Annotated in this window: 16 protein-coding genes; 7 read left to right on the top strand and 9 right to left on the bottom strand. The window is 41.9% G+C overall.

Annotated features, from left to right (window positions below):
• Positions 1-4: 4 nt before the first annotated feature.
• From FLL46_RS21825 to FLL46_RS21815, 3 genes are all read right to left on the bottom strand, one after another.
• Positions 5-1,318, bottom strand: a complete 1,314-nt coding sequence (locus FLL46_RS21825; RefSeq protein ID WP_142933701.1) for an ABC transporter permease — start codon at positions 1,316-1,318, stop codon at positions 5-7.
• A gap of 12 nt (positions 1,319-1,330) precedes the next feature.
• Positions 1,331-2,032 carry an ABC transporter ATP-binding protein gene (locus tag FLL46_RS21820; RefSeq protein WP_142933699.1) on the bottom strand — a complete coding sequence of 234 codons (702 nt, stop codon included), beginning with the start codon at positions 2,030-2,032 and terminating at the stop codon, positions 1,331-1,333.
• Between the two features lie 74 nt (positions 2,033-2,106).
• Positions 2,107-3,375 carry an efflux RND transporter periplasmic adaptor subunit gene (locus FLL46_RS21815; protein WP_142933697.1) on the bottom strand — a complete coding sequence of 423 codons (1,269 nt, stop codon included), beginning with the start codon at positions 3,373-3,375 and terminating at the stop codon, positions 2,107-2,109.
• A 315-nt stretch (positions 3,376-3,690) separates the two neighbouring features.
• Between FLL46_RS21815 and FLL46_RS21810 the strand changes: the two genes are divergently transcribed.
• Positions 3,691-3,915 carry a DUF6316 family protein gene (locus tag FLL46_RS21810; protein WP_142933695.1) on the top strand — a complete coding sequence of 75 codons (225 nt, stop codon included), beginning with the start codon at positions 3,691-3,693 and terminating at the stop codon, positions 3,913-3,915.
• Positions 3,916-4,003: 88 nt separating this feature from the next.
• Here the strand turns inward: FLL46_RS21810 and FLL46_RS21805 are convergent, their stop codons facing one another.
• The 4 genes from FLL46_RS21805 to FLL46_RS21790 form a co-directional block, all read right to left on the bottom strand.
• On the bottom strand, positions 4,004-4,477 hold the full coding sequence (locus FLL46_RS21805) for a chemotaxis protein CheX (protein ID WP_142933693.1): 474 nt from the start codon (positions 4,475-4,477) through the stop codon (positions 4,004-4,006).
• Between the two features lie 422 nt (positions 4,478-4,899).
• Entirely contained in the window at positions 4,900-6,081 is a 1,182-nt protein-coding gene (locus FLL46_RS21800) for an aminotransferase class V-fold PLP-dependent enzyme (protein WP_168204283.1), read from the bottom strand.
• Between the two features lie 284 nt (positions 6,082-6,365).
• Positions 6,366-6,635 carry a hypothetical protein gene (locus FLL46_RS21795; RefSeq protein WP_142933689.1) on the bottom strand — a complete coding sequence of 90 codons (270 nt, stop codon included), beginning with the start codon at positions 6,633-6,635 and terminating at the stop codon, positions 6,366-6,368.
• A gap of 172 nt (positions 6,636-6,807) precedes the next feature.
• Positions 6,808-8,883, bottom strand: coding sequence for a winged helix-turn-helix domain-containing protein (locus tag FLL46_RS21790; RefSeq protein ID WP_142933687.1), 2,076 nt, complete (start codon positions 8,881-8,883; stop codon positions 6,808-6,810).
• Positions 8,884-9,323: 440 nt separating this feature from the next.
• Between FLL46_RS21790 and FLL46_RS21785 the strand changes: the two genes are divergently transcribed.
• From FLL46_RS21785 to FLL46_RS21770, 4 genes are all read left to right on the top strand, one after another.
• Positions 9,324-10,091: a hypothetical protein gene (locus FLL46_RS21785; RefSeq protein WP_142933685.1), complete on the top strand. Its 768-nt coding sequence runs from the start codon at positions 9,324-9,326 to the stop codon at positions 10,089-10,091.
• A gap of 620 nt (positions 10,092-10,711) precedes the next feature.
• Positions 10,712-13,423 (top strand): preprotein translocase subunit SecA, encoded by a 2,712-nt coding sequence (gene secA, locus FLL46_RS21780; protein ID WP_142933683.1) that lies wholly within the window; start codon positions 10,712-10,714, stop codon positions 13,421-13,423.
• 40 nt (positions 13,424-13,463) lie between these two features.
• Positions 13,464-13,871 carry an 8-oxo-dGTP diphosphatase MutT gene (gene mutT, locus FLL46_RS21775; RefSeq protein ID WP_142933681.1) on the top strand — a complete coding sequence of 136 codons (408 nt, stop codon included), beginning with the start codon at positions 13,464-13,466 and terminating at the stop codon, positions 13,869-13,871.
• A 144-nt stretch (positions 13,872-14,015) separates the two neighbouring features.
• Entirely contained in the window at positions 14,016-14,537 is a 522-nt protein-coding gene (locus tag FLL46_RS21770; RefSeq protein ID WP_142933679.1) for a GNAT family N-acetyltransferase, read from the top strand.
• A gap of 148 nt (positions 14,538-14,685) precedes the next feature.
• Here FLL46_RS21770 and FLL46_RS21765 read toward each other — a convergent pair whose 3' ends face one another.
• Entirely contained in the window at positions 14,686-15,138 is a 453-nt protein-coding gene (locus FLL46_RS21765) for a hypothetical protein (protein ID WP_142933677.1), read from the bottom strand.
• Positions 15,139-15,267: 129 nt separating this feature from the next.
• On the opposite strand from FLL46_RS21765, the gene prfB reads away from it, so the two are divergent.
• Both prfB and lysS read left to right on the top strand, forming a co-directional pair.
• Positions 15,268-16,366, top strand: a protein-coding gene (gene prfB / locus FLL46_RS21760) for a peptide chain release factor 2 (protein WP_142933675.1) whose coding sequence is annotated in 2 segments (ribosomal slippage) — positions 15,268-15,342 and positions 15,344-16,366 — 1,098 coding nt in all. Because the reading frame shifts where the segments join, the coding sequence is not laid out codon by codon here.
• A gap of 89 nt (positions 16,367-16,455) precedes the next feature.
• Positions 16,456-18,033: a lysine--tRNA ligase gene (lysS, locus tag FLL46_RS21755; protein ID WP_142933674.1), complete on the top strand. Its 1,578-nt coding sequence runs from the start codon at positions 16,456-16,458 to the stop codon at positions 18,031-18,033.
• Positions 18,034-18,117: 84 nt separating this feature from the next.
• On the opposite strand, the gene FLL46_RS21750 is transcribed toward lysS, so the two are convergent.
• Positions 18,118-19,656, bottom strand: coding sequence for a glutamate synthase-related protein (locus tag FLL46_RS21750; RefSeq protein WP_142933672.1), 1,539 nt, complete (start codon positions 19,654-19,656; stop codon positions 18,118-18,120).
• Between the last annotated feature and the right edge of the window lie 87 nt (positions 19,657-19,743).

The raw sequence follows: 19,743 nt of genomic DNA, 5'->3' as shown, positions 1-19,743 counted from the left end.
TCTCCTACTGAGTCTTCAGATAAATAGATGGATTGGTACGACAAATTAACCATGCCGGATAAAGTCCAGCGATGATACTAGCTCCGATTGCTAATCCAATTGCCGTTGCGATGAGCGTTAAATCCATGTTTACCAGGCGTTCGTAATTTGCATAAAGACTTTTTACTCCAAGCAAGCCTAGCTGACCCAGGAGCAAACCTAACGCTCCTCCTGCCAGCCCAATTAAGCCAACGTCTACTATATGCTGAGTGAAAATTTCTAATTTGCTTGCACCCAAAGCGCGTCTGACACCAACTTCCGGCGCACGTTTCAAATATTTGGCCAGAAGTAGTGCGATAGTGTTAAGCATACAGACTGCTAGAAACATGAAAGACAATCCAACTAATACTGAATTATCGTCACTAACAACACGGTTATTCTCCATCCATTGAACAACATCTTTGATATCGGTTTTCGCATCTTCTTTTTCAAAGCGGCCGAGTGGACGTTGTTGTTCAACATAACCGGCGAGAAATTCACGGTATTCCTCTTGTTTCGCTTTGGTATCGAGTTGTACCCAATATTGAAGCCACATCGTTTCTGATCTGAGTTTATCTTCATAAGATTCGAATACTTCAGATTTCCAGGCATTGTTGCTACCCCAACTGGGAAGTTCCAATACTGGAATTAGCGAAAAAGGAATAAATAATTGTTCGGTATCGCTAAATGCGCCGTTGTTCACGTCGTAAAATCGTGGTGTAGGTTCCCAGGTATCAATCACGCCAACAATGGTAAACAATTGCTTATCAAGATTGATGGTTTTCCCAACACTATTTTCGCCATCAAACAATTTGTCATTGAGTCGCTTTGCGATGACCACAACTTTTTTGGCTTTATTGTTGACTTCATCTTCCCACGGGCTACCAAACAAAAAAGGCACCTTAAACATTTCAAAAAAATCATTATCGATAACTCGTGCTGAACGTGAGAATGGAGTAAGCCCGACTTTTTCCGGTATTACTGAAAAACCTGAGCGTAAACTACGTGATTGTTTGGAAGGAATTTCTGAACGAGACAGGTTCATAAGATCCTGATAGGTTAGCTGGTATGGCAAACCGCCCGGCGCACTATCAGTATTTCCTTTGTTATAGGTATCTAATTGAACGTGAAATAGCTTGTGGCTTTTTCCCGGTAACGGATCCTTAGACATAAGATAGTCAACGGTAAGCACTGTAATACTCACCGAAATTCCAAGACCAATCGCAATCACCATTAGTGCTGACAACATCGGCGTTCTTTTTATACTTAACCAGGAGAGTTTTAAATAATATTGGAACATCGTGAATTCCTCTTAAGCTTCCGCAACGTCAAGAACAGGCTGTAAATCTTGATAGTCGCTGACTTGGCCATCAACGATATGAATATTTCTATGAGCTCTGCGTGCTAATTCAGAATCATGCGTAACCATAATAATGGTTGTTCCTTGTTGATTGATCTCTTCTAATAACTGCATTACTTGACGAGCCATAAGCGAGTCGAGGTTTCCGGTTGGTTCGTCAGCAAGCAAAAATCTTGGGTCACCTGCCAGCGCTCGAGCAATTGCAACCCTTTGTTGCTGTCCGCCGGAAAGTTGTGACGGTAGATGTTTCAATCGAGCCGATAAACCAACTCTTTCTAACGCATTTTCAATTCTTTGTTTTCTCTCTTTGGCGTTAAAACCACGATACCTTAGAGGCACGTCGACATTGTCAAATAGATTTAAATCTGGAATAAGATTAAAGCTTTGAAAGATAAAACCGATTTTTTCGTTTCTTAGTCGAGAACGCTGTTTGTCATTGAGTTTGCTTACATCTTCGTTATCGAGTTCATAGACGCCACCGTCAAAGGTTTCTAACATACCGGTGATATTGAGAAATGTTGTTTTCCCAGAACCGGAGGGGCCGGTCACCGCAACAAATTCTTTTTCTTCAACCTGTAAACTAAAGTCTCGTAAGGCATGAGTTTCAACGAGATCTGTTCGAAAAACTTTTTTAATATTATTCATTTTAAGCATGTTAGATTTCCTCTTAGGTCAAAATTTTTGGGTTGAAGATCAAGATATTTGGGTTGAAGATCAAGGACCCGGAATTAGTTTAAAATTAAAATTTCTGCGTCGCGTACAAAGTCAGTGTTCGAAATAATGATTTCCTGACCTTCTTGCAAGCCAGAAATAATTTCGATTTTGTTAATGCTGCTAGTACCAAGGTTGATGTCGGTCAGGGTGGCGACTCCTTCGTTCACAACAAAAGCGCGGCGACCACCGTGGTGTTGCACAAATGAGCCCCGAGGCAAAAACAACACGTTTTGTTTTTCATCTAAAATGACTCGGCTTGATACGCGCTGATTTTGCTTTATTCCTGGCGGAGGTTCAGCAGTAAAAGCGAGCCGGCCTTTTACCACATTGTTGGTGACTTCCGGTGAAATCGTCGCCATTGCTGCGTCGAATTCTTTGCCGTTGTAAGTGACTTTCGCTACCATGCCGATTCCTAATTCGTCGGCATACGCTTCGGGAATATCGATCTCTACTTGAAAGGCAGACAAGTCAACCACCGTTAGTAAAGCTTCATTCAGTGACACCGCTGATTTTTGCTCGACAGACCAGGAGCCGACAATGCCAGATACTGGTGCAATAATATCGAGTTCATTGACCAGGCGTTGTGTGTTTTCTACCTGTAGTCGGTATTGGTTAACTTCAAATTCGGCTGTCTGAGTTTCGAATGCCAGGTTTTCTTTTTCCAGCTCGGCCTGTTCGACGGCGAAATCATATTTCAATTGTGAGCGCTTTAGATCGTCGATGGCTTTTTCATAATCTAACTGACTAATCGCTTCAATTTTGATCGACTCAGTTGCTCGTCTCATTTCCCGCTTTGCAGCGTCGAGTACCACTTTTTCCAACTGAATTTGCTGGCGGGTTTTTATTTTGGTTTGTTTTGCCTCTATTTTTTTTCGTTGTAACTCAATCGCCAGGCTTTTCAGTTTCGCTTGCTCTTGCTGTAGTCGATTGGTCAGTTCAGGGCTGCTGACGGTTGCCACCTTTTCCCCTTTCTCTACAGACTGGCCGGGGTTGGCAATTAAAGTGACTGTCCCTTGGGCCGGGGCATAAAGTTTTGGGCTGTTAGCAGCGACAATATTGCCCTGCAATGAAATGTCTTTGACAAAATCGCCTCTTTTTACCGTGGCTAATCGAACTCGTGAAGAATCCACAGACACATCTGCGGAAGACCAGTTGGCCAGAGAAGGGTAGGCGAAGATCCCCAGGGTAACGATTAATCCTATGACTATTCCAAGTTGTAACCAGTGTTTATTGTATTTGGGTTTATCTAATATTACGTCTTGAGATGATGTGTCTCGTATCATTGAAGTAAGTGCTCCCGGTGGATAATAAACCTATTATTGGCTTGTATATAGCAGGAACTATGCCAAAGCAATAATTGCATCTTATCTCATTGATTTAAAAGAGTATTATATGAGCGATAGCTTGTGTGTACGGTTTGAATTAATGGATGGACATTGTCCGTAATATCCGCCGGACAATAACGGACACCCGCATCTGATTGGCATGGTTGGGACAAGAATGTGAGAGATAACTTACATGACTATGGGAAAATTACGGTGCCATTTTACTACTAATAGGGTTATTATAGTGCCGATTATTAATTAAAGGGATTTCATATGAACCGCGCAATTCACCGAAAAACAGATTCGCTTAACAAGACCTACGCCAAGACCCAAAGGATAATTATTAATGATCGTGGCGTTTTCTATAAAGTTCGCGGAGGCAAACTTAATGGTCCCTTCGAAACAGAAGCTGATGCAAGAAATGATCTGAAAGTTTTTATGCAGGTTGTGGAAATAGAAGAACAGCTAGATACAGAAGATCTAAGAATATTCTCTTAACCTGAACACGCTGCCAGAGAATCGGCTATTTTCGAAGGTCTCGATGATTAAAATATTTTCTAGTAAATCATAGGGCCTTGCACGTATCTTATCTTTTGTTTTTAAAGCACACCTCAACATAAAAATCTCCCGCTTCGGTATTAAAAGGAACAATAATAACTGCACCGGAGCTTGAGGCATGAGTTATCTTTTGGCCTTTTCCTCTAATCACTGTTGGCGTAGCCATGTCAAAATCATAACCTTTACTCTCTAATAATTTTTTTGCACCACCGGTCACCATATTGGTGAGCTCTCCTACGAGATCGGCAATCTCATCGTCAATCTCACTAAATGTATCGCCGAGCATATTGGAGGCAATATGCAGTATGACTGGTTCAGAAAACGAAAGTGCCAATGTACCATCCGCTTGTGGTGAAGACATTGGTATGATACCGGTGATGTCTCCTGGAGGTAATTCAGAATGTTTGATTTGTGGTCCGTTCGCTTGGGGAACCAGGCTTGCCATTGTGGCGAGTACGTTTGTCATTGATGAAAGAAATGGGTTAATAAACTCTACGTTCAAGGTTTTTCTAATCCGTTGTGGTTTGCTTGTATATCAGTGTAGACAGTAAAGTGGCAGGTTTCCAGATAGCCGGTTTAGTAATGATAAAAGGTTAATTGCTGGTAGATGAAAATTATTTTTTTACATTAACATTCTCGTCAGGAGATTTTTTTTGGCAAAAAATCGACCGAGATATTAATGCAAAATAGCAGAAGAAAAATTTGATCTGTTTGTCCAGATTAGATACCCGAGTTCAGGTTAGTTAAAAAATACGCCAACATTGGTAATGAGTTCTGATTAACTGACTAATTTTATCGAGCTTGTAGATAAAAGACTTACAGAATTACATGAGTGACTAGCAGAATAAAAACAGGATGGAATCGCAGTAATATTTTCGAGCGGAATTTTTTGCGCCATTGAAATAACTGGCTACAGAATTGTCACTACTTTAGATAGCTTCGAACTTTCTCAAGGGCTTCCATTAATTTATTTAGATCATCTTCGCTGTTATACAACCCGACTGAAATCCGGACACAATGTTTAAACCCTAATGCTGACAAGCAAGGCTGCGCACAGTGATGGCCCGCTCGTATAGCCACTTGTTCGTCTGCCAGAATCGAGGCAATGTCATGGGAGTGGAACTGAGCGCTGGCTATTGACACGATATTTTTACTTTTCTGATGTGAAATAATTTTATAGTCAGTAGGCTCAATAGCTTTTCTAATCTGGTCAATCAACCTGATTTCGTGTACCGCAATTTTTTCAATATCTAACTCAGTCATAAAGTCGAGAGCTGCATCCAGTCCAACAATACCTGGCATATTTATGCTTCCTGCTTCGAAGCGCGTGATCTCATCCGTTAATTGGTAATTGCTATCTGTTACTCGATTAACAATGCCACCTCCTAGCAGCAGGGGAGAAATTGAGTCTGGCTGGCGGGAATATAAAACTCCGATGCCGCCAGGGCTGTATATTTTGTGGCCGGAAAACGCGTAAAAGTCGCAATCAAGATCTAAGACGTCGACTTTATTGTGAGCGACAGCCTGAGCGCCATCAATTAATGTGGCGACATGGTGTTTTTTAGCAGCTGAAACCAACTGGTTAATCGGGTTGGATGTACCGATAACATTACTGCAGTGAGTGAATGCGAAAATGGCACAGTTATCTGCCAGAAAGTTATCGAGGTTATCGAGCTTCAGTTCGCCGTTCTGGGTAACCGGCAACAGATTTAATCGGGCGCCGGTCTGCTCGCTCAATCTTTGCCACGGAAGCAGGTTGGCGTGGTGCTCCATTTGAGTGACCAGAATTGTATCATCTGAATTGATTTTATTTTGAAGGCTGTTGGCCACTAGGTTAATTGACTCAGTTGTACCCTTGGTAAAGGCTATTTTTGTCGATTGACAATTGAGAAAGTTAGCTACTTTTTCTCGACAACGATTAAAAATTGCTTCCGCATTTTCGCTATAAGAATACATACCTCGGTGCGGGTTGCCATGGCCCTCGCGTAGATACTGGCTGACCGCATCAATAACTACTTCGGGGACTTGGCAGCTGGAAGCCGAATCAAGGTAAGCGATGTTGGAATTGGTCAATGCGGGAAATAAGTTTTTCCAGTGGTTGCTCATTTGAATAAAACCAGGGTTGAATCTGGTTTTCACTTTAATCATAAAAAAGCTGAATAGCAAAAATTAATCGCTCGTTAAAAGGAAACATGGGTGAGCCAAAGAACGTTCTGAGGAAATTGTTCGTTATTTGAAAGGGGCGAATACTAGTCTAATGCTGCTTAATATTATTGCCCCTCTAACTATTTTGTTGGAGGCACAACATTAAAAAGGCTTCGACTAAAAGTGGAAGCCTTTTTAGTTACACTGCTACAACGGATTGAAATTTATTGAATGTCCGTTTTACTTTATTTTGAATTCAGTTTATTCCTGTCGGCCGAAGCCTTTTGGGTATTTGAATTGTCGTTGCCGCCACCTCCCGGCCAAACTACGCAAGCAGGATAAGGTTCGCAAAGATATAAAACATCAAAAATATTTTTCTCGCTTTCCTGTTTTTTAGACTGGGTTTTTTTCTCTTGCTGGGTATTTTGTTTCGAATTTGACTTTTGAGAGTCTGCAAAACTAGTTACTGAGCCTAAAAGCAACAACAACCCTACAACAATACTGGTTTTATGCATATCTTCTCTCCTAAAATAAGATTGATTAAGTTAGTAGAGACGTCTCAGGGCATACTCTAGTGAATTATTCAGATAGTGAGAGTTAAAAAGGAGTGAAAATAGCGTTAAATTAATATCTCTAATAGAAATGAAGATGGAATCTCAATCGTTTCTTTTCAAAAAGTATTCGTCGTCATTGCAGGATGACGATTTCGGTTTTCCCTTCGAGGTTTTTACTGGTGATTAGTTGTTTGACTTCTTTTGAAATTGTTACTGAGCCAGACGGAATTGGAATCGGGGAAAATGGTACCTTGTTATTATTCGCTGGCAATAAATGGAGCTCCCACCCGAGTTCGCCCTTTTGGGAATAAAAGAGTCCAAGCTGCGTCGTATCCCACTGGTATGAGTAGATGATTTTATCGATTAACTGTATGGTTTTTTGATTGCTCGACATATTATCTTCAATTGTCATTGCTTTTCCGCTCAGAGACATATGGTAAGTACTATTGCCATCGATGCTGTCCACAGCCAGGTAAGTGTCAGTATTTAAGGTCGAATTGGTCGCAGCTGTTTCGACATCGAGAATTACCTGACTCCATCTTTCACCGGACTCTTTAGCGAGGTAAGCTTTATTCGGATCGCTGGTCCACTTAAAGTTATTGAATTTGCCGTTAGCGTCGTCGCTCCACTTTATCTGGTTTTCGTAGATATCATACACAAACCACTCGCCATGTACCGTGCCGCCAATTTTGGTGGCATCAGCATTGATATCAAGACTGGTAAAACGCCGGTTTTTGGGCAGGTTAGTTAACTGTTTTATTTGGCCTTTGCTATTTTTCAACCACACCTGGTACCTCCCAGAACGATTTGATATCCAGGTCAGGAGCTGACCGTCTGGTGAAATGCTTGGCATATAGTCATTGTAATCAGACTCAATCAGTGTGGTCTGCTCCCCGGTCATCAGGTCGTGGCTGATAATATCGTTAGTCGAAAATCCGCCATGAACTGCAATGATGCTGGGGGGATCAGAGTTAACCAGCTTGGGATAATAGATCGGCACTGATGCTCTGGATATTATCTGCGTTTCGAGTGTTTCAATATGTGTCTTAACAACTTCGTTTGAAGCATTCTTGTAATAGAGGTTTTGATCATCAGCAGACCAACTGACGCTAAATAAGGGTTCCTCGACCTGATCGATTAACTGGGATTCCCAGGTTTTGGTATTGAGTACTCTGATCTCAGTGTCAAACCAGTTTTTACTGCGCAAGACCGCAAGTTTCTCGCCGGAGTTCGAGAGTGCAAGATAATAGTCTCCACGTCCTTTAGGGGGAGATGCTGTCACCTGCCAGCCTTGTTGGTTCTCAAAAGCGAACGAGTACAAATTGTATGGTTCACTAAAAGACTCTGTGGTGGAATAAAAAATTCCTTGCTCATCCGGCCAGAATACAGCGTACGAACTTTGCGCATCATGGGGACAACGATGAACCGCGTTAATGTCGCTCAGGCTTTGGGTTTTGGGATGAAAGTCTGCCTGCATAAAATAGCATTGTCCTTTCTTTATCCGGGTAAATAGTATTTTGTCAGAGTCTTTGTTCCAACTCACATTGGTATCGACAAATTCGCCACGGGTGAGCTGGGTGATTTGACCGGTGTTGAAGTCTTTGACAAATAGGAGCCAAAATCCACTTTGTGGTGGTTTGTGGCCAAATATCATCCAATTTCCATCAGGTGAAGGGCTGGGATAAAATTCAATCCCTTTTAGAAATGTCAGTGGTACGAACTTTTTAAAGCTGTCATTGACAAGTTTCTGGTCGGTCGGCTCGGTATAAAAACTCAAAATTGCAACCGTTGTTATAACGGTGAACAATAAAACAGCCATTAAATTGATTGAAAGATTGTTGCCGACTGTTTTTTTAACGAAAATCTCTTCTACTTCGGCAACCAGACGGTAACCACCACCGCGCTTCGAATTGATGTATTCTGCCTGTTCAGTTTCATGGATGCCGACATGAAATAATCCTCTGATATTTTTAATATGTTGTCTGATAACCGCGACTTCGACATATTGCTCACCATAAAGTAGATTTAGTATCTCAGAAGATTTTAAGTAGGTTTCTCGGTTATCAATCAGAATTTTAAGAAGCTCAACGTGTTTGTTGGTCAGATGACTGGTATTACCATCGGGACTGGTAATCGACCGTTCAGAAAAATTAACTTCAAATTTCCCTATCCGGTAATGTTGACAACTGTTTGGTTTGGCTGCTTCCATGTAATCTGAACTGCCCTTAAATCAATTTATCATGATATGAGATTTTTATGGATGAATTAGGTATAGCATATTTCGATTAAGAGATTAAGCTCTTAAAGCATTGAATAGTACCGAAGGACTTATTTTACTTTTCAATGGTTTCCATCGATAGAAACTTCTCAAACCAGGTGAGAGTTTCCAAACTATTCCTGTGACTTATGTTACTACAGTTTGACGGATTTAAGCCTCTGAAATTTTTAAAAAAAAGATTAAAAATCAGACAAAAGCGTTGTTTTTAACGCTAATTTCACTTTCGTTCACTCCTAATAATTCGTTATTTAAAGTAATTTTTGGACTGTCAGTATCAGAGGATATATTTTAACAAGAAGCGCTGCTTGATTAGCTGATTTCGATCACCTGTCTTTTTAAAGATAGCGTCCATATTACTGGAAGTGAATAACATGAATTTTACAAAGGCTACGGCTAATAATGTTGAGAAGTTGCTTGGGGATTTTGAAAGTACGGTCACTGATACCATTTCGTTGATCTATGAAAATAAGCATGAAGAGGTATCCAATGTTAACTCCAGGCTATTACTCATGGCCAACATGCTGACTGGAAAAATGCCTGAACTCAAGGATTTAGATTGGTTTAAAGCCATTGTAAAAGAATCAATAATTTTTCAAGAAAAACAAACTGAATCTCCGGGACAAAGAGCTTCTTTATTGAACGTGTTATTTGAGAATCAAAAGCATCTGGTCAGGTTTCGGCACGACGAATATCGTAATATAAAAAACCACCGAGTCATCAAAGATGACTTGTTTGCAACGGCGATAAAGACATCAGGTATTGAATATGAGTTCGAGCAGCTGGCCTTGACTCTCGAAAAGCTGACACCGTCACTCAATCAAACAGAACCTGAACTATCTCGTGTATTAGAACGAATTAATACCATCGTTAACCAGTGTGAATTTCACTCTTATTTATCAATTATGATCGCCTGGGAAATCCTTTGTGGTCTGATTTATGAGTTGCGCGAGCATACTGATCGTTCTAAAACTGTTTTCAGAGATAAGCTGCCAGGACTTGAACAGGATATTCTTCAAATCGAATATTGTATTGAAGAGTTTCATGAATTGGTCAATATTGCGGTACGAATCACTTATGATTTGAAAAAGTCGAACTTTAACTATCAAAAACGATTTTTAGCAGATTCAATATTTATCTAATCCTTGTGGGCAATCTGAAGGATGTTAATGATAGCTGTAGCAAGCTAAAGCGAGTCGATCTTTAACCGGGTGATTATTGCCTGGAATTCTTTATCATTGCACAAATTGATAAAAATGGGTTCTATGTGAATTTTAAGGCGCATGGATCACCGTGTTGTTCTAGTTCTTTCAAGGTGTCAATCGCTTATTGTGATTGACCGGGCCAAGTATAGAGCTTAGCTTCAGTGTATTGGCCGGCTCTTCTTATGCGCAGTTGAGGTTGACCAGTAAAAAGCCTCATACTATTTAAAATTCATCTTATTTTTAGGTAAATTTCCCAATTGGCTTGTGATCCGCCGAAAAGTCCCCATCAATTCTTTTGCAGAGCTTCACATTGCAGGTAACCTTTACCTAGCAGTGGTTAAAATTTAAGAAGTTTAATTTAAGAAATAATAGTGCTAAGGCTATTAAAAAGGTACAATTCCGCGGTTTAAATTAGCTAATTTATGTGGAAAATTGAGCTTTTCTACATAAATTGCGAAATTATTCGGGACTTGTCAGCAAAGCCCGTCTATTTAAAAGCTTTGAATATCGTCAAGATTTGTTTATAAAATTGAATAAAAATCAGGAAACTAGCGTCCATGTTTGGGAATATCCTAACTAAAATTTTCGGAAGTAGAAATCAGCGGGTAGTCAAGCAACTGAATAAAAAAGTTGCACGTATTAACGCGCTGGAAGAAGAAATGCAGAAGCTCAGCGATGAAGAGCTGAAGCAATATACGGAAAAATTTAAAGGTAAACTTTCCGAAGGCGCAACCCTTATTGATATTCAAGCAGAAGCTTTTGCTGTTGTGCGGGAAGCCGGTAAACGTGTGCTCAACATGCGCCATTTCGATGTCCAGATGATCGGCGGGATGGTGTTGAATGACGGTAAAATAGCCGAAATGAGAACTGGGGAAGGTAAAACCCTGGTTGCGACTCTTGCGGCATACTTGAACGCGCTAAGCGGCAAAGGCGTTCACATTATTACAGTAAATGATTATCTTGCCCAACGTGACTCTGACTGGATGGGGCCGCTCTACCAATTTCTCGGATTATCCGTCGGTGTAATCCTTTCGGGCCAGGAAACTGAAGTTAAGCGTGCAGCCTATGCCTGCGATATTACTTTCGGAACCAATAATGAATTTGGTTTTGACTATTTGCGCGACAACATGGCGTTTTCCACAGAAGATAAAGTTCAACGAGACCTCCACTATGCGATTATTGATGAAGTTGACTCAATCCTGATCGATGAGGCTCGAACGCCGCTGATTATATCGGGCGCTGTAGAGGATAGTTCTGATTTATATCGACAGATTGACAAACTTATTCCTGAACTTAAACAACTTGAAGATGAAGAAGATCAGCAAAGTGGAGATTACTCTGTTGACGAAAAATCGAAGCAGGTGCATCTCAGTGAAAAAGGCCAGGAAAATGTCGAAAACCTGCTTATTGGTGCGGGTCTTTTATCCGATGGCGCATCCCTTTACAACGCTAGCTCCATCTCTCTTTTACACCACGTAAACGCCGCGTTGCGAGCCCATGTTTTATTTAAGAGAGACGTCGATTACATCGTCAAAGACGGTGAAGTGGTGATTGTTGATGAACATACCGGACGCACAATGCCGGGCCGTCGTTGGTCCGATGGTTTGCACCAGGCAGTAGAAGCCAAAGAAGGTGCCAACATTCAAAATGAAAATCAGACGCTCGCATCTATCACCTTCCAGAATTTATTCCGGCTCTATGACAAGCTATCCGGAATGACCGGAACAGCTGACACAGAAGCGTTCGAGTTGAATCAGATTTACGGACTGGAAGTTATTGTTATTCCAACCAATAAACCAATGCTGCGTGACGATATGGGAGACCTGATTTTCTTGACTAAGCAAGAAAAATATCTCGCCATTATTGAAGAAATTGAAGAGCGTACGGCAAATGGACAACCTGTTCTGGTAGGAACAGCTTCGGTTGAATCGTCGGAAATTGTTTCTTCTGTGCTAAAACAGAAAAAGATTAAGCATCAGGTATTAAACGCTAAATTCCATGCGAAAGAAGCAGATATTATTGCCCAGGCGGGCCGCGCCGGCGCAGTTACCATTGCGACAAATATGGCTGGTCGTGGTACGGATATCGTGTTGGGGGGAAGCCTTCAAGCAGATATCGATGGTTTGAAGAACCCGACCGAAGAAAAAGTAGCAGAGATTACAGAGGCTTGGAATACAAGACACCAACAAGTGCTTGATGCTGGTGGTTTGGCGATTATTGGTACTGAACGTCATGAATCTCGCCGCATTGATAACCAGCTTCGAGGACGAGCAGGCCGTCAGGGAGATCCCGGATGTAGTCGTTTCTACTTGTCTTTGGAAGACGATTTAATGCGAATTTTTGCGTCTGACCGTATGGCCAACATGATGCAAAAAATGGGTTGGGAAGAAGGCGAAGCGATTGAGCATAAATGGGTATCGCGAGCCATCGAAAACGCCCAGCGTAAAGTTGAAGGTCGTAACTTTGATATTCGTAAAAACCTACTTGAATATGACGATGTTGCGAATGATCAGCGTAAAGTTATTTATGAGCAACGAGCTGATTTGATGTCCACAGAAGATGTCTCTGAAACTGTGAAGTCTTTGCGCTTTGACGTTGTGAGTAGCGTATTTGCCCAGTATATTCCGCCACAAAGTATTGAAGATATGTGGAATGTTGAAGGACTTGAAGAACGTCTTAAGAGCGATTTTGCGATTGGGCTGCCAATCAAACAATGGTTAGAAGAAGACGACAATTTGCACGAAGAGACTTTACGCCAGAAGGTTGTTGAGTCTTTAATGGAAGATTACGCTGAAAAAGAAGAGAAAGTCGGTGATGTCGTTATTCGTCATTTCGAAAAGTCAATAATGCTACAAAACCTTGACAGCCATTGGAAAGAGCACCTGGCTGCAATGGACCATTTACGTCAAGGTATTCACCTGCGTAGCTACGCTCAGAAAAATCCGAAACAAGAGTACAAGCGGGAAGCTTTTGAGTTATTCGCTCAAATGCTCGATAACGTCAAATTTGACGTGATTTCTATCTTGTCTAAGGTACAAGTGAAAGATTCTGAAGATGTTGATGCTGTTGAAGAACAACGTCGACGTGAGGCAGCTTCTCGTGATGTTCAATATCAACACGAACAGCAATCAGCGATGCCGGGTAATGAAGCCGAGCCAGCAGATGCGCATACTCCGTATGTGAGAGAAGGGCAAAAAGTTGGGCGCAATGAACCTTGTCCTTGCGGCTCTGGGAAGAAATATAAACAATGTCACGGAAGGTTAAGCTAGGTTAACGGTATTATTTTCACGATTATAGTCGGCTGAATTCGTGTCATTAGTTCAAGTAGCTGCGGCAATTATTATCAAAGACAATCAGGTATTGATTGCGCAGCGACCTGCCGAAAAACACAAGGGCGGCTATTGGGAATTTCCTGGTGGTAAGATAGAAGCTAGCGAAAGCGCCGAGAGTGCCTTAGCGCGAGAGCTACTTGAAGAATTGGATATTCACATCGCTGATCCTGCAGAGTTCTCTGAAATACGATTTGATTATCCTGAGAAAAGCGTCCTTCTGAAATTTTTCCTGGTGACTGAATTTAATGGTGAACCTCGAGGGTTAGAAGGTCAACCGGTTCAATGGGTCGCCATCAACCAGATCGAGAATTATCAGTTTCCAGAAGCCAACTTGCCTGTTGTAGAAAAGTTACTCAGTATGAGTGATTCTAAAGCGGAGTATTAACCTTTTAATATTAATTGGTTAAGCTTGAGTTTTCCCATCTTTATAGATTACCTTTAGCTCGCTTTCGAGTTGTTTTTTGCGATTGATTTATTGGCCGCCGCTAGTCAAAATATAAAAATATCTAACCCGTGTTCGAGATAAAAAATGACTTCAAGCCTTGAGATCCGTGATATCCGTAAAGAAGAGTTTTTGTTGCTTGGCCAGTTGATGGTTGAAGTTTATGCAAATCTTGAAGGTTTTCCATCGCAGGAAGAGCAGCCCAAGTATTATGAAATGCTGGCTAATATTGGTCGTTTTACGGAAAAAAAAGACACAAAAGTATTAGTGGCATTATCGAAAGAAGGCGAATTAATCGGTGGGGTCGTGTATTTTGGCGATATGGCTCAGTATGGTTCCGGTGGAACTGCAACCAGTGTCAAAAATGCCTCAGGGATCCGATTGTTAGGTGTCGATCCAAAATATCGGGGAAGTGGTGCTGGAAAAGCCCTAACCAATGCCTGCATTCAGCTAGCCAAAGAAAAAGGACACGCTGAAGTTGTATTGCACACCACCCAAGCTATGCAAATTGCATGGGGTTTTTACGAAAAGCTTGGGTTTGAACGCTCAAAAGACCTGGATTTTATGCAGGAAGGCTTTCCCGTATTTGGTTTCAGGCTAGCCTTGTAAGGTCAATAGAACCTTTAGAGCAATATTAAATTAAAACTTGAACTCGGGAATCCGGCTGTGTGACCGTTTAGCTGGCGTTCGAGCTTAAACAAGCGTCGTCTTAAAACCAGCGTCTTATAGAGGGAAAGCACCTAAAACAGCTAGTAACTTAGCTTTTTTTCTGAACCACCGCTTTGTTTTCACGAACTTTGGATAAATCTGGCGTAATCTCAAAACAATAATTTTGCGTGCCTTGCCAGCTGATGTCTGTTACCAGACCTGCTTCGGTGTGAGTGACCAAGCGACTGCAGGCATCATCCTTACCGCCCAAATCGAATAAGGTGAAACCAACGCCTATAGCAGAATGCCTGCTGTGGCGACCAGTTCCGATAGTCACCGCGGTATTGCCGGGCTCACTGCTCTGATTGACCCATTCAGCATAATGTTTATCGCCTACTTGGCGCTGATTGCTCGGTAGACCCCAATATTTAACGAGTTCATCAATATGAAGCCCTTTCCATGCACTGATGCGACCGTCAACCTGCTCTATCGGAATGCTAGTACAAGCGGATAAAACGAAAGCGCCAAATATCATTAACAGTGGATTAATTAATCTCTTCATGGTGCTTATTCCTCTTCAATATTTAGCTGGGCTAACTGCTACAGTTTTAGTAGAATAGCGCCCTCTAACAAAGGGCCCGGCAAACTTGGGTCTATTAACCAACCCTAACAAATATAGACGAATTTTGCGATGATAGAAGTCACATCTATTCGAGAACAAATCAAAGAGTTACAGTCCCGTAAAAGTTCTCTTAGGGGGTATCTTTGACTACGATACCAAAAAAGAGCGTTTAATCGAAGTCGAAAGAGAGCTGGAATTGCCTGATGTCTGGAATGAACCAGACCGTGCCCAGGCCCTTGGAAAAGAGCGATCTAGCCTTGAAGTCGTTGTTAACACCATCGAAAACCTGGAGTCAGGATTGGCGGATGCCGATGATTTGCTACAGATGGCTGTTGAAGAAAATGATGAAGATACCGTTAATGAATTGGTCAGTGATTTAGCCGGATTGGAAAAAGAACTCGCCAAACTTGAGTTCAGACGGATGTTTAGCGGCGAAATGGATACACAAAACGCCTACATCGATATTCAGGCTGGTTCGGGTGGGACAGAAGCTCAAGATTGGGCAGATATGCTATTGCGTATGTATTTGCGTTGGTGTGAAAGCCGTGGATTTAATGCCGAACTGATCGAAAAATCTGACGGCGATGTTGCAGGCATTAAAAGTGCGACGATACAAATTCAGGGCGAATACGCTTTCGGCTGGGTAAGAACTGAAACCGGTGTCCATCGCTTAGTTCGTAAATCTCCATTCGATTCAGGCAGCCGTCGACACACAAGTTTTGCCAGCGTATTTTGTTATCCTGAAGTTAAGGATGATATTGAAATTGATATTAATCCTGCAGATTTAAGAATTGATACTTATCGGGCGAGTGGTGCTGGCGGACAGCACGTTAACAAAACTGATTCTGCTGTGCGAATAACCCATTTACCGACAAATAGTGTCGTGCAGTGTCAGAATGATCGCTCGCAGCACAAAAATAAAGATCAGGCCATGAAATTACTTAAGGCCAAACTTTATGAGCTAGAAATACAGAAACAAAATGCTGAAAAACAACAGATGGAAGAGTCAAAATCTGATATCGGTTGGGGAAGTCAGATTCGGTCTTATGTGCTAGATCAGTCAAGAATTAAAGATTTACGCACCGGCTATGAGTCTACCAATACGCAGGCAATTTTGGACGGTGACTTAGACGGATTTATCGAAGAAAGTTTAAAGGCTGGCTTGTAGTCACTGAATATTAGCTTCGGAATATTAATCGAGTAAGGTGCCGATAGTGGCGCGACAAAATTTTAAAACAGTTAAAGAAAGTAAAAATTATGAGCAATCAAGAAACCGGTTTAGAGAATAACGCAGAAAGTAGAGTAGAGGCGAATGCCGAAGACAATAAACTAATTGCTGAACGACGTGGCAAACTCGAAAATATCCGCAAGAACTGCGAGTCAAATGGTCATCCTAATCATTTTAAACCGGCGAACTATGCTGCTGATTTGCAACAGGAGTTTGGCGATAAAGATAAAGAAACTATCGCTGAGCTTAATCAAATTGTCAGCATTGCTGGTCGAGTGATGGCTAAACGGGGCCCATTTTTTGTGGTTCAGGATATGACCGGTCGCATTCAGGCATATGCCAGTAAAGATGCGCAAAAAGATATTAAGGAGCGTTGGTCTGGCATTGATATCGGCGATATTATCGGCGTGAAAGGGCAGCTTAAATTATCAGGTAAAGGTGATTTGTTTGTAGGGATGGATGAGTATCATCTGTTGACTAAGTCATTGCGTCCTCTTCCTGAAAAATATCAAGGACTAAAAGATCAGGAAATTAAATATCGTCAACGCTATGTTGATCTAATCACTAACGAAGAAACTCGAAAAAACTTCCTGGTGCGCAGTAAAGTGGTTGAGGGTATTCGTCGCTTTTTAGTTGAACGAAACTTCATGGAAGTGGAAACTCCAATGCTACAGGTTATTCCTGGTGGTGCGGTTGCACGACCTTTTGTCACTCACCACAATGCAATGGACATCGATATGTATTTACGTATCGCGCCAGAACTTTATTTGAAAAGACTCGTTGTTGGCGGGTTTGACCGAGTGTTTGAAATCAACAGAAACTTCCGCAATGAAGGTTTGTCTACCCGTCACAATCCAGAATTTACCATGCTTGAGTTTTATCAGGCGTACGCTGATTATAATGATCTGATGGATCTGACGGAAGATATGTTGCGCACCGTTGCCAACGATGTACTAGGCACAACAACTGTGGTTAACACAGTAAAAGATTCCGATGGCAATGTAACCGAAGAAATTACTTATGATTTTGGCGCTAAATTTCAGCGTTTATCGATGGTTGATGCGATATTAAAATACAATCCTGATTTTGATGAAAATGTATTTAGAAATCCAGAAGAAAACTTCGATAAAATTCGCGAGTATGCGAAAAGTGTTCACGTTAAAGAGCCGGAGGTTGATGGCATCTGGGGACCAGGAAAGTACATCACTGAAATTTTCGAAGAAACAGCCGAAGACAAACTGATTCAACCAACTTTCATCACGGAGTATCCATGGGAAGTGTCACCACTTGCGCGTCGCAATGATAAAAATTCATTCATCACTGATCGTTTTGAGTTTTTTGTTGGCGGTAGAGAATTAGCCAATGGATTCTCTGAGCTTAATGACGCAGAAGATCAGGCGGCGCGGTTTAAAAAGCAGGTTGAAGAAAAAGATGCCGGTGATGATGAAGCCATGCATTTTGACGCCGATTATATTAATGCGTTGGAGTACGGATTGCCGCCGACTGCGGGGGAAGGTATCGGAATCGATCGATTAGTAATGCTGTTTACTGATTCACCAACAATTAAAGATGTTATTTTATTCCCACATATGAAACCTCAAGGCTAGCTCTTTTGGCTCAGGAACTTGAATAAAAAAATGCCCGACTAGTCGGGCATTTTTTATTGAAGCTAAACTTTACTCAGACAAAACTTACACTTCAAAACCGGAAAATTTAATACCGGAAATACGACTCATTTCATGATGCCAGGTCGCCAGATCATCATGGTTAAAATCACTTAACTTTTCATGACCGCAGGCGCGAGCCATCACTTGCATTAATTCGACCGATGCTTCAAAAAAGTTTTTCAACTTTGTCGCGGCGTTATCTACGTTTAATTTTTTTCTCAGCTCAGGTTTTTGTGTAGCAATTCCCGATGGACAATTGTTGGTGTTACACATTCTTGCTGCGACACACCCGATTGCTTGCATTGCACTATTAGAAACTGCGACTCCGTCAGCGCCCAGCGCAAGTGCCTTAACAAAATCGATAGGCGTGCGTAGCCCACCGGTAATAATTAATGTAATCTTTCCTGAAAGACCTTGCTTATCCAGGTAGCGGCGCGCGCGCGCCAGTGCAGGTATTGTCGGTACGCTAATGTGATCTCTGAATATTTCCGGTGCCGCACCCGTGCCGCCGCCGCGCCCGTCAAGGATGATATAGTCAGCGCTTGCGTCAATAGCAAACTGGATATCTTGCTCGATGTGATTGGCACTTAATTTAAAACCAATTGGAATTCCACCGGAAACTTCTCTTACTCGATCGGCAAACTTTTTAAAATCATCGACACTTTTCAAGTCCTTAAATGTTGGCGGCGATACCGCTGGTTTTCCCGCTTCAATTCCACGAACTTCAGAAATTTTACCAATATTTTTATTACCGGGTAAATGTCCGCCGGTTCCTGTTTTAGCACCTTGACCACCTTTAAAATGAAATGCCTGAACTCGCTGCAGTAGCTCTTCTTTGTAACCAAATTGAGCGCTTGCCAGTTCGTAGAAATAACGCGAGTTATTTTGTTGTTCTTCCGGTAGCATGCCTCCTTCTCCCGAACAAATTCCAGTTCCCGCTAGCTCAGCACCTTTTGCTAGTGCTGTTTTCGCTTCTTCAGATAATGCACCGAAACTCATGTCTGAAACAAACAATGGAAACGCGAGTTCAAGCGGTTTCTTTGCATTGGGCCCGATAACCAGTTTAGTGTCCACTGGATGATCATCAAACAGCGGTTTTCGCGCCATTTGTGCGACCATGACCTGAATATCATCCCAATGTGGTAACTGGTTTCGTGGCACGCCCATCGAAGTCATAGGGCCATGATGGCCAACTTTGGAGAGTCCATTTTTAGCCAGTTCATGAATGTAGGCAACTGTCGGTTCTTCTGGGGTTGGTTCAGCGGTTGGCAGTTGGGTTGTCTGGATTTGAACACCGGGGCCTTCTTTTCCAATCTGCTCGGCAGAAAACTTCTTATGAGTGCCATCGCAAAATGGGGCATTAGCGGTATGTTTGCACATACAGAGGTAAGCTGTTTCATCGTCTTCTGCGACGAAATGCTTTGGAGTAAAAGAGGTTCCTTTATGCGAGCCATCGCAGAAAGGCTGGTTCTTTGATTGGCCGCAAGCGCAGAAGTAATAATCCTCGCCTTTGACCAGCTCGACACCTTTCGGTTTGTTGTCGGCAATTATTGGTTGATTCATGGGAGCCCATCCTGTTTTCGTTGTTTAATTGCTATTAATCTCTCATTTAACCAGTTTAGCCCATCGCTTGATCTGGTTAAGTAGATA

Origin of the sequence: Aliikangiella coralliicola, from assembly GCF_007004725.1 — a bacterium.
Taxonomy (GTDB): domain Bacteria; phylum Pseudomonadota; class Gammaproteobacteria; order Enterobacterales; family Kangiellaceae; genus Aliikangiella; species Aliikangiella coralliicola.
This window is presented reverse-complemented; position numbering and strand designations above follow the sequence as displayed.

What these genes read in the sequence shown, in the direction of transcription:
- FLL46_RS21825 (WP_142933701.1), bottom strand. Translation starts at nt 1,318, where the DNA reads ATGTTCCAATATTATTTAAAACTCTCCTGGTTAAGTATAAAAAGAACG.
- FLL46_RS21820 (WP_142933699.1), bottom strand. Translation starts at nt 2,032, where the DNA reads ATGCTTAAAATGAATAATATTAAAAAAGTTTTTCGAACAGATCTCGTT.
- FLL46_RS21815 (WP_142933697.1), bottom strand. Translation starts at nt 3,375, where the DNA reads ATGATACGAGACACATCATCTCAAGACGTAATATTAGATAAACCCAAA.
- FLL46_RS21810 (WP_142933695.1), top strand. Translation starts at nt 3,691, where the DNA reads ATGAACCGCGCAATTCACCGAAAAACAGATTCGCTTAACAAGACCTAC.
- FLL46_RS21800 (WP_168204283.1), bottom strand. Translation starts at nt 6,081, where the DNA reads ATGAGCAACCACTGGAAAAACTTATTTCCCGCATTGACCAATTCCAAC.
- FLL46_RS21795 (WP_142933689.1), bottom strand. Translation starts at nt 6,635, where the DNA reads ATGCATAAAACCAGTATTGTTGTAGGGTTGTTGTTGCTTTTAGGCTCA.
- FLL46_RS21790 (WP_142933687.1), bottom strand. Translation starts at nt 8,883, where the DNA reads ATGGAAGCAGCCAAACCAAACAGTTGTCAACATTACCGGATAGGGAAA.
- FLL46_RS21785 (WP_142933685.1), top strand. Translation starts at nt 9,324, where the DNA reads ATGAATTTTACAAAGGCTACGGCTAATAATGTTGAGAAGTTGCTTGGG.
- secA (WP_142933683.1), top strand. Translation starts at nt 10,712, where the DNA reads ATGTTTGGGAATATCCTAACTAAAATTTTCGGAAGTAGAAATCAGCGG.
- FLL46_RS21770 (WP_142933679.1), top strand. Translation starts at nt 14,016, where the DNA reads ATGACTTCAAGCCTTGAGATCCGTGATATCCGTAAAGAAGAGTTTTTG.
- FLL46_RS21765 (WP_142933677.1), bottom strand. Translation starts at nt 15,138, where the DNA reads ATGAAGAGATTAATTAATCCACTGTTAATGATATTTGGCGCTTTCGTT.
- lysS (WP_142933674.1), top strand. Translation starts at nt 16,456, where the DNA reads ATGAGCAATCAAGAAACCGGTTTAGAGAATAACGCAGAAAGTAGAGTA.
- FLL46_RS21750 (WP_142933672.1), bottom strand. Translation starts at nt 19,656, where the DNA reads ATGAATCAACCAATAATTGCCGACAACAAACCGAAAGGTGTCGAGCTG.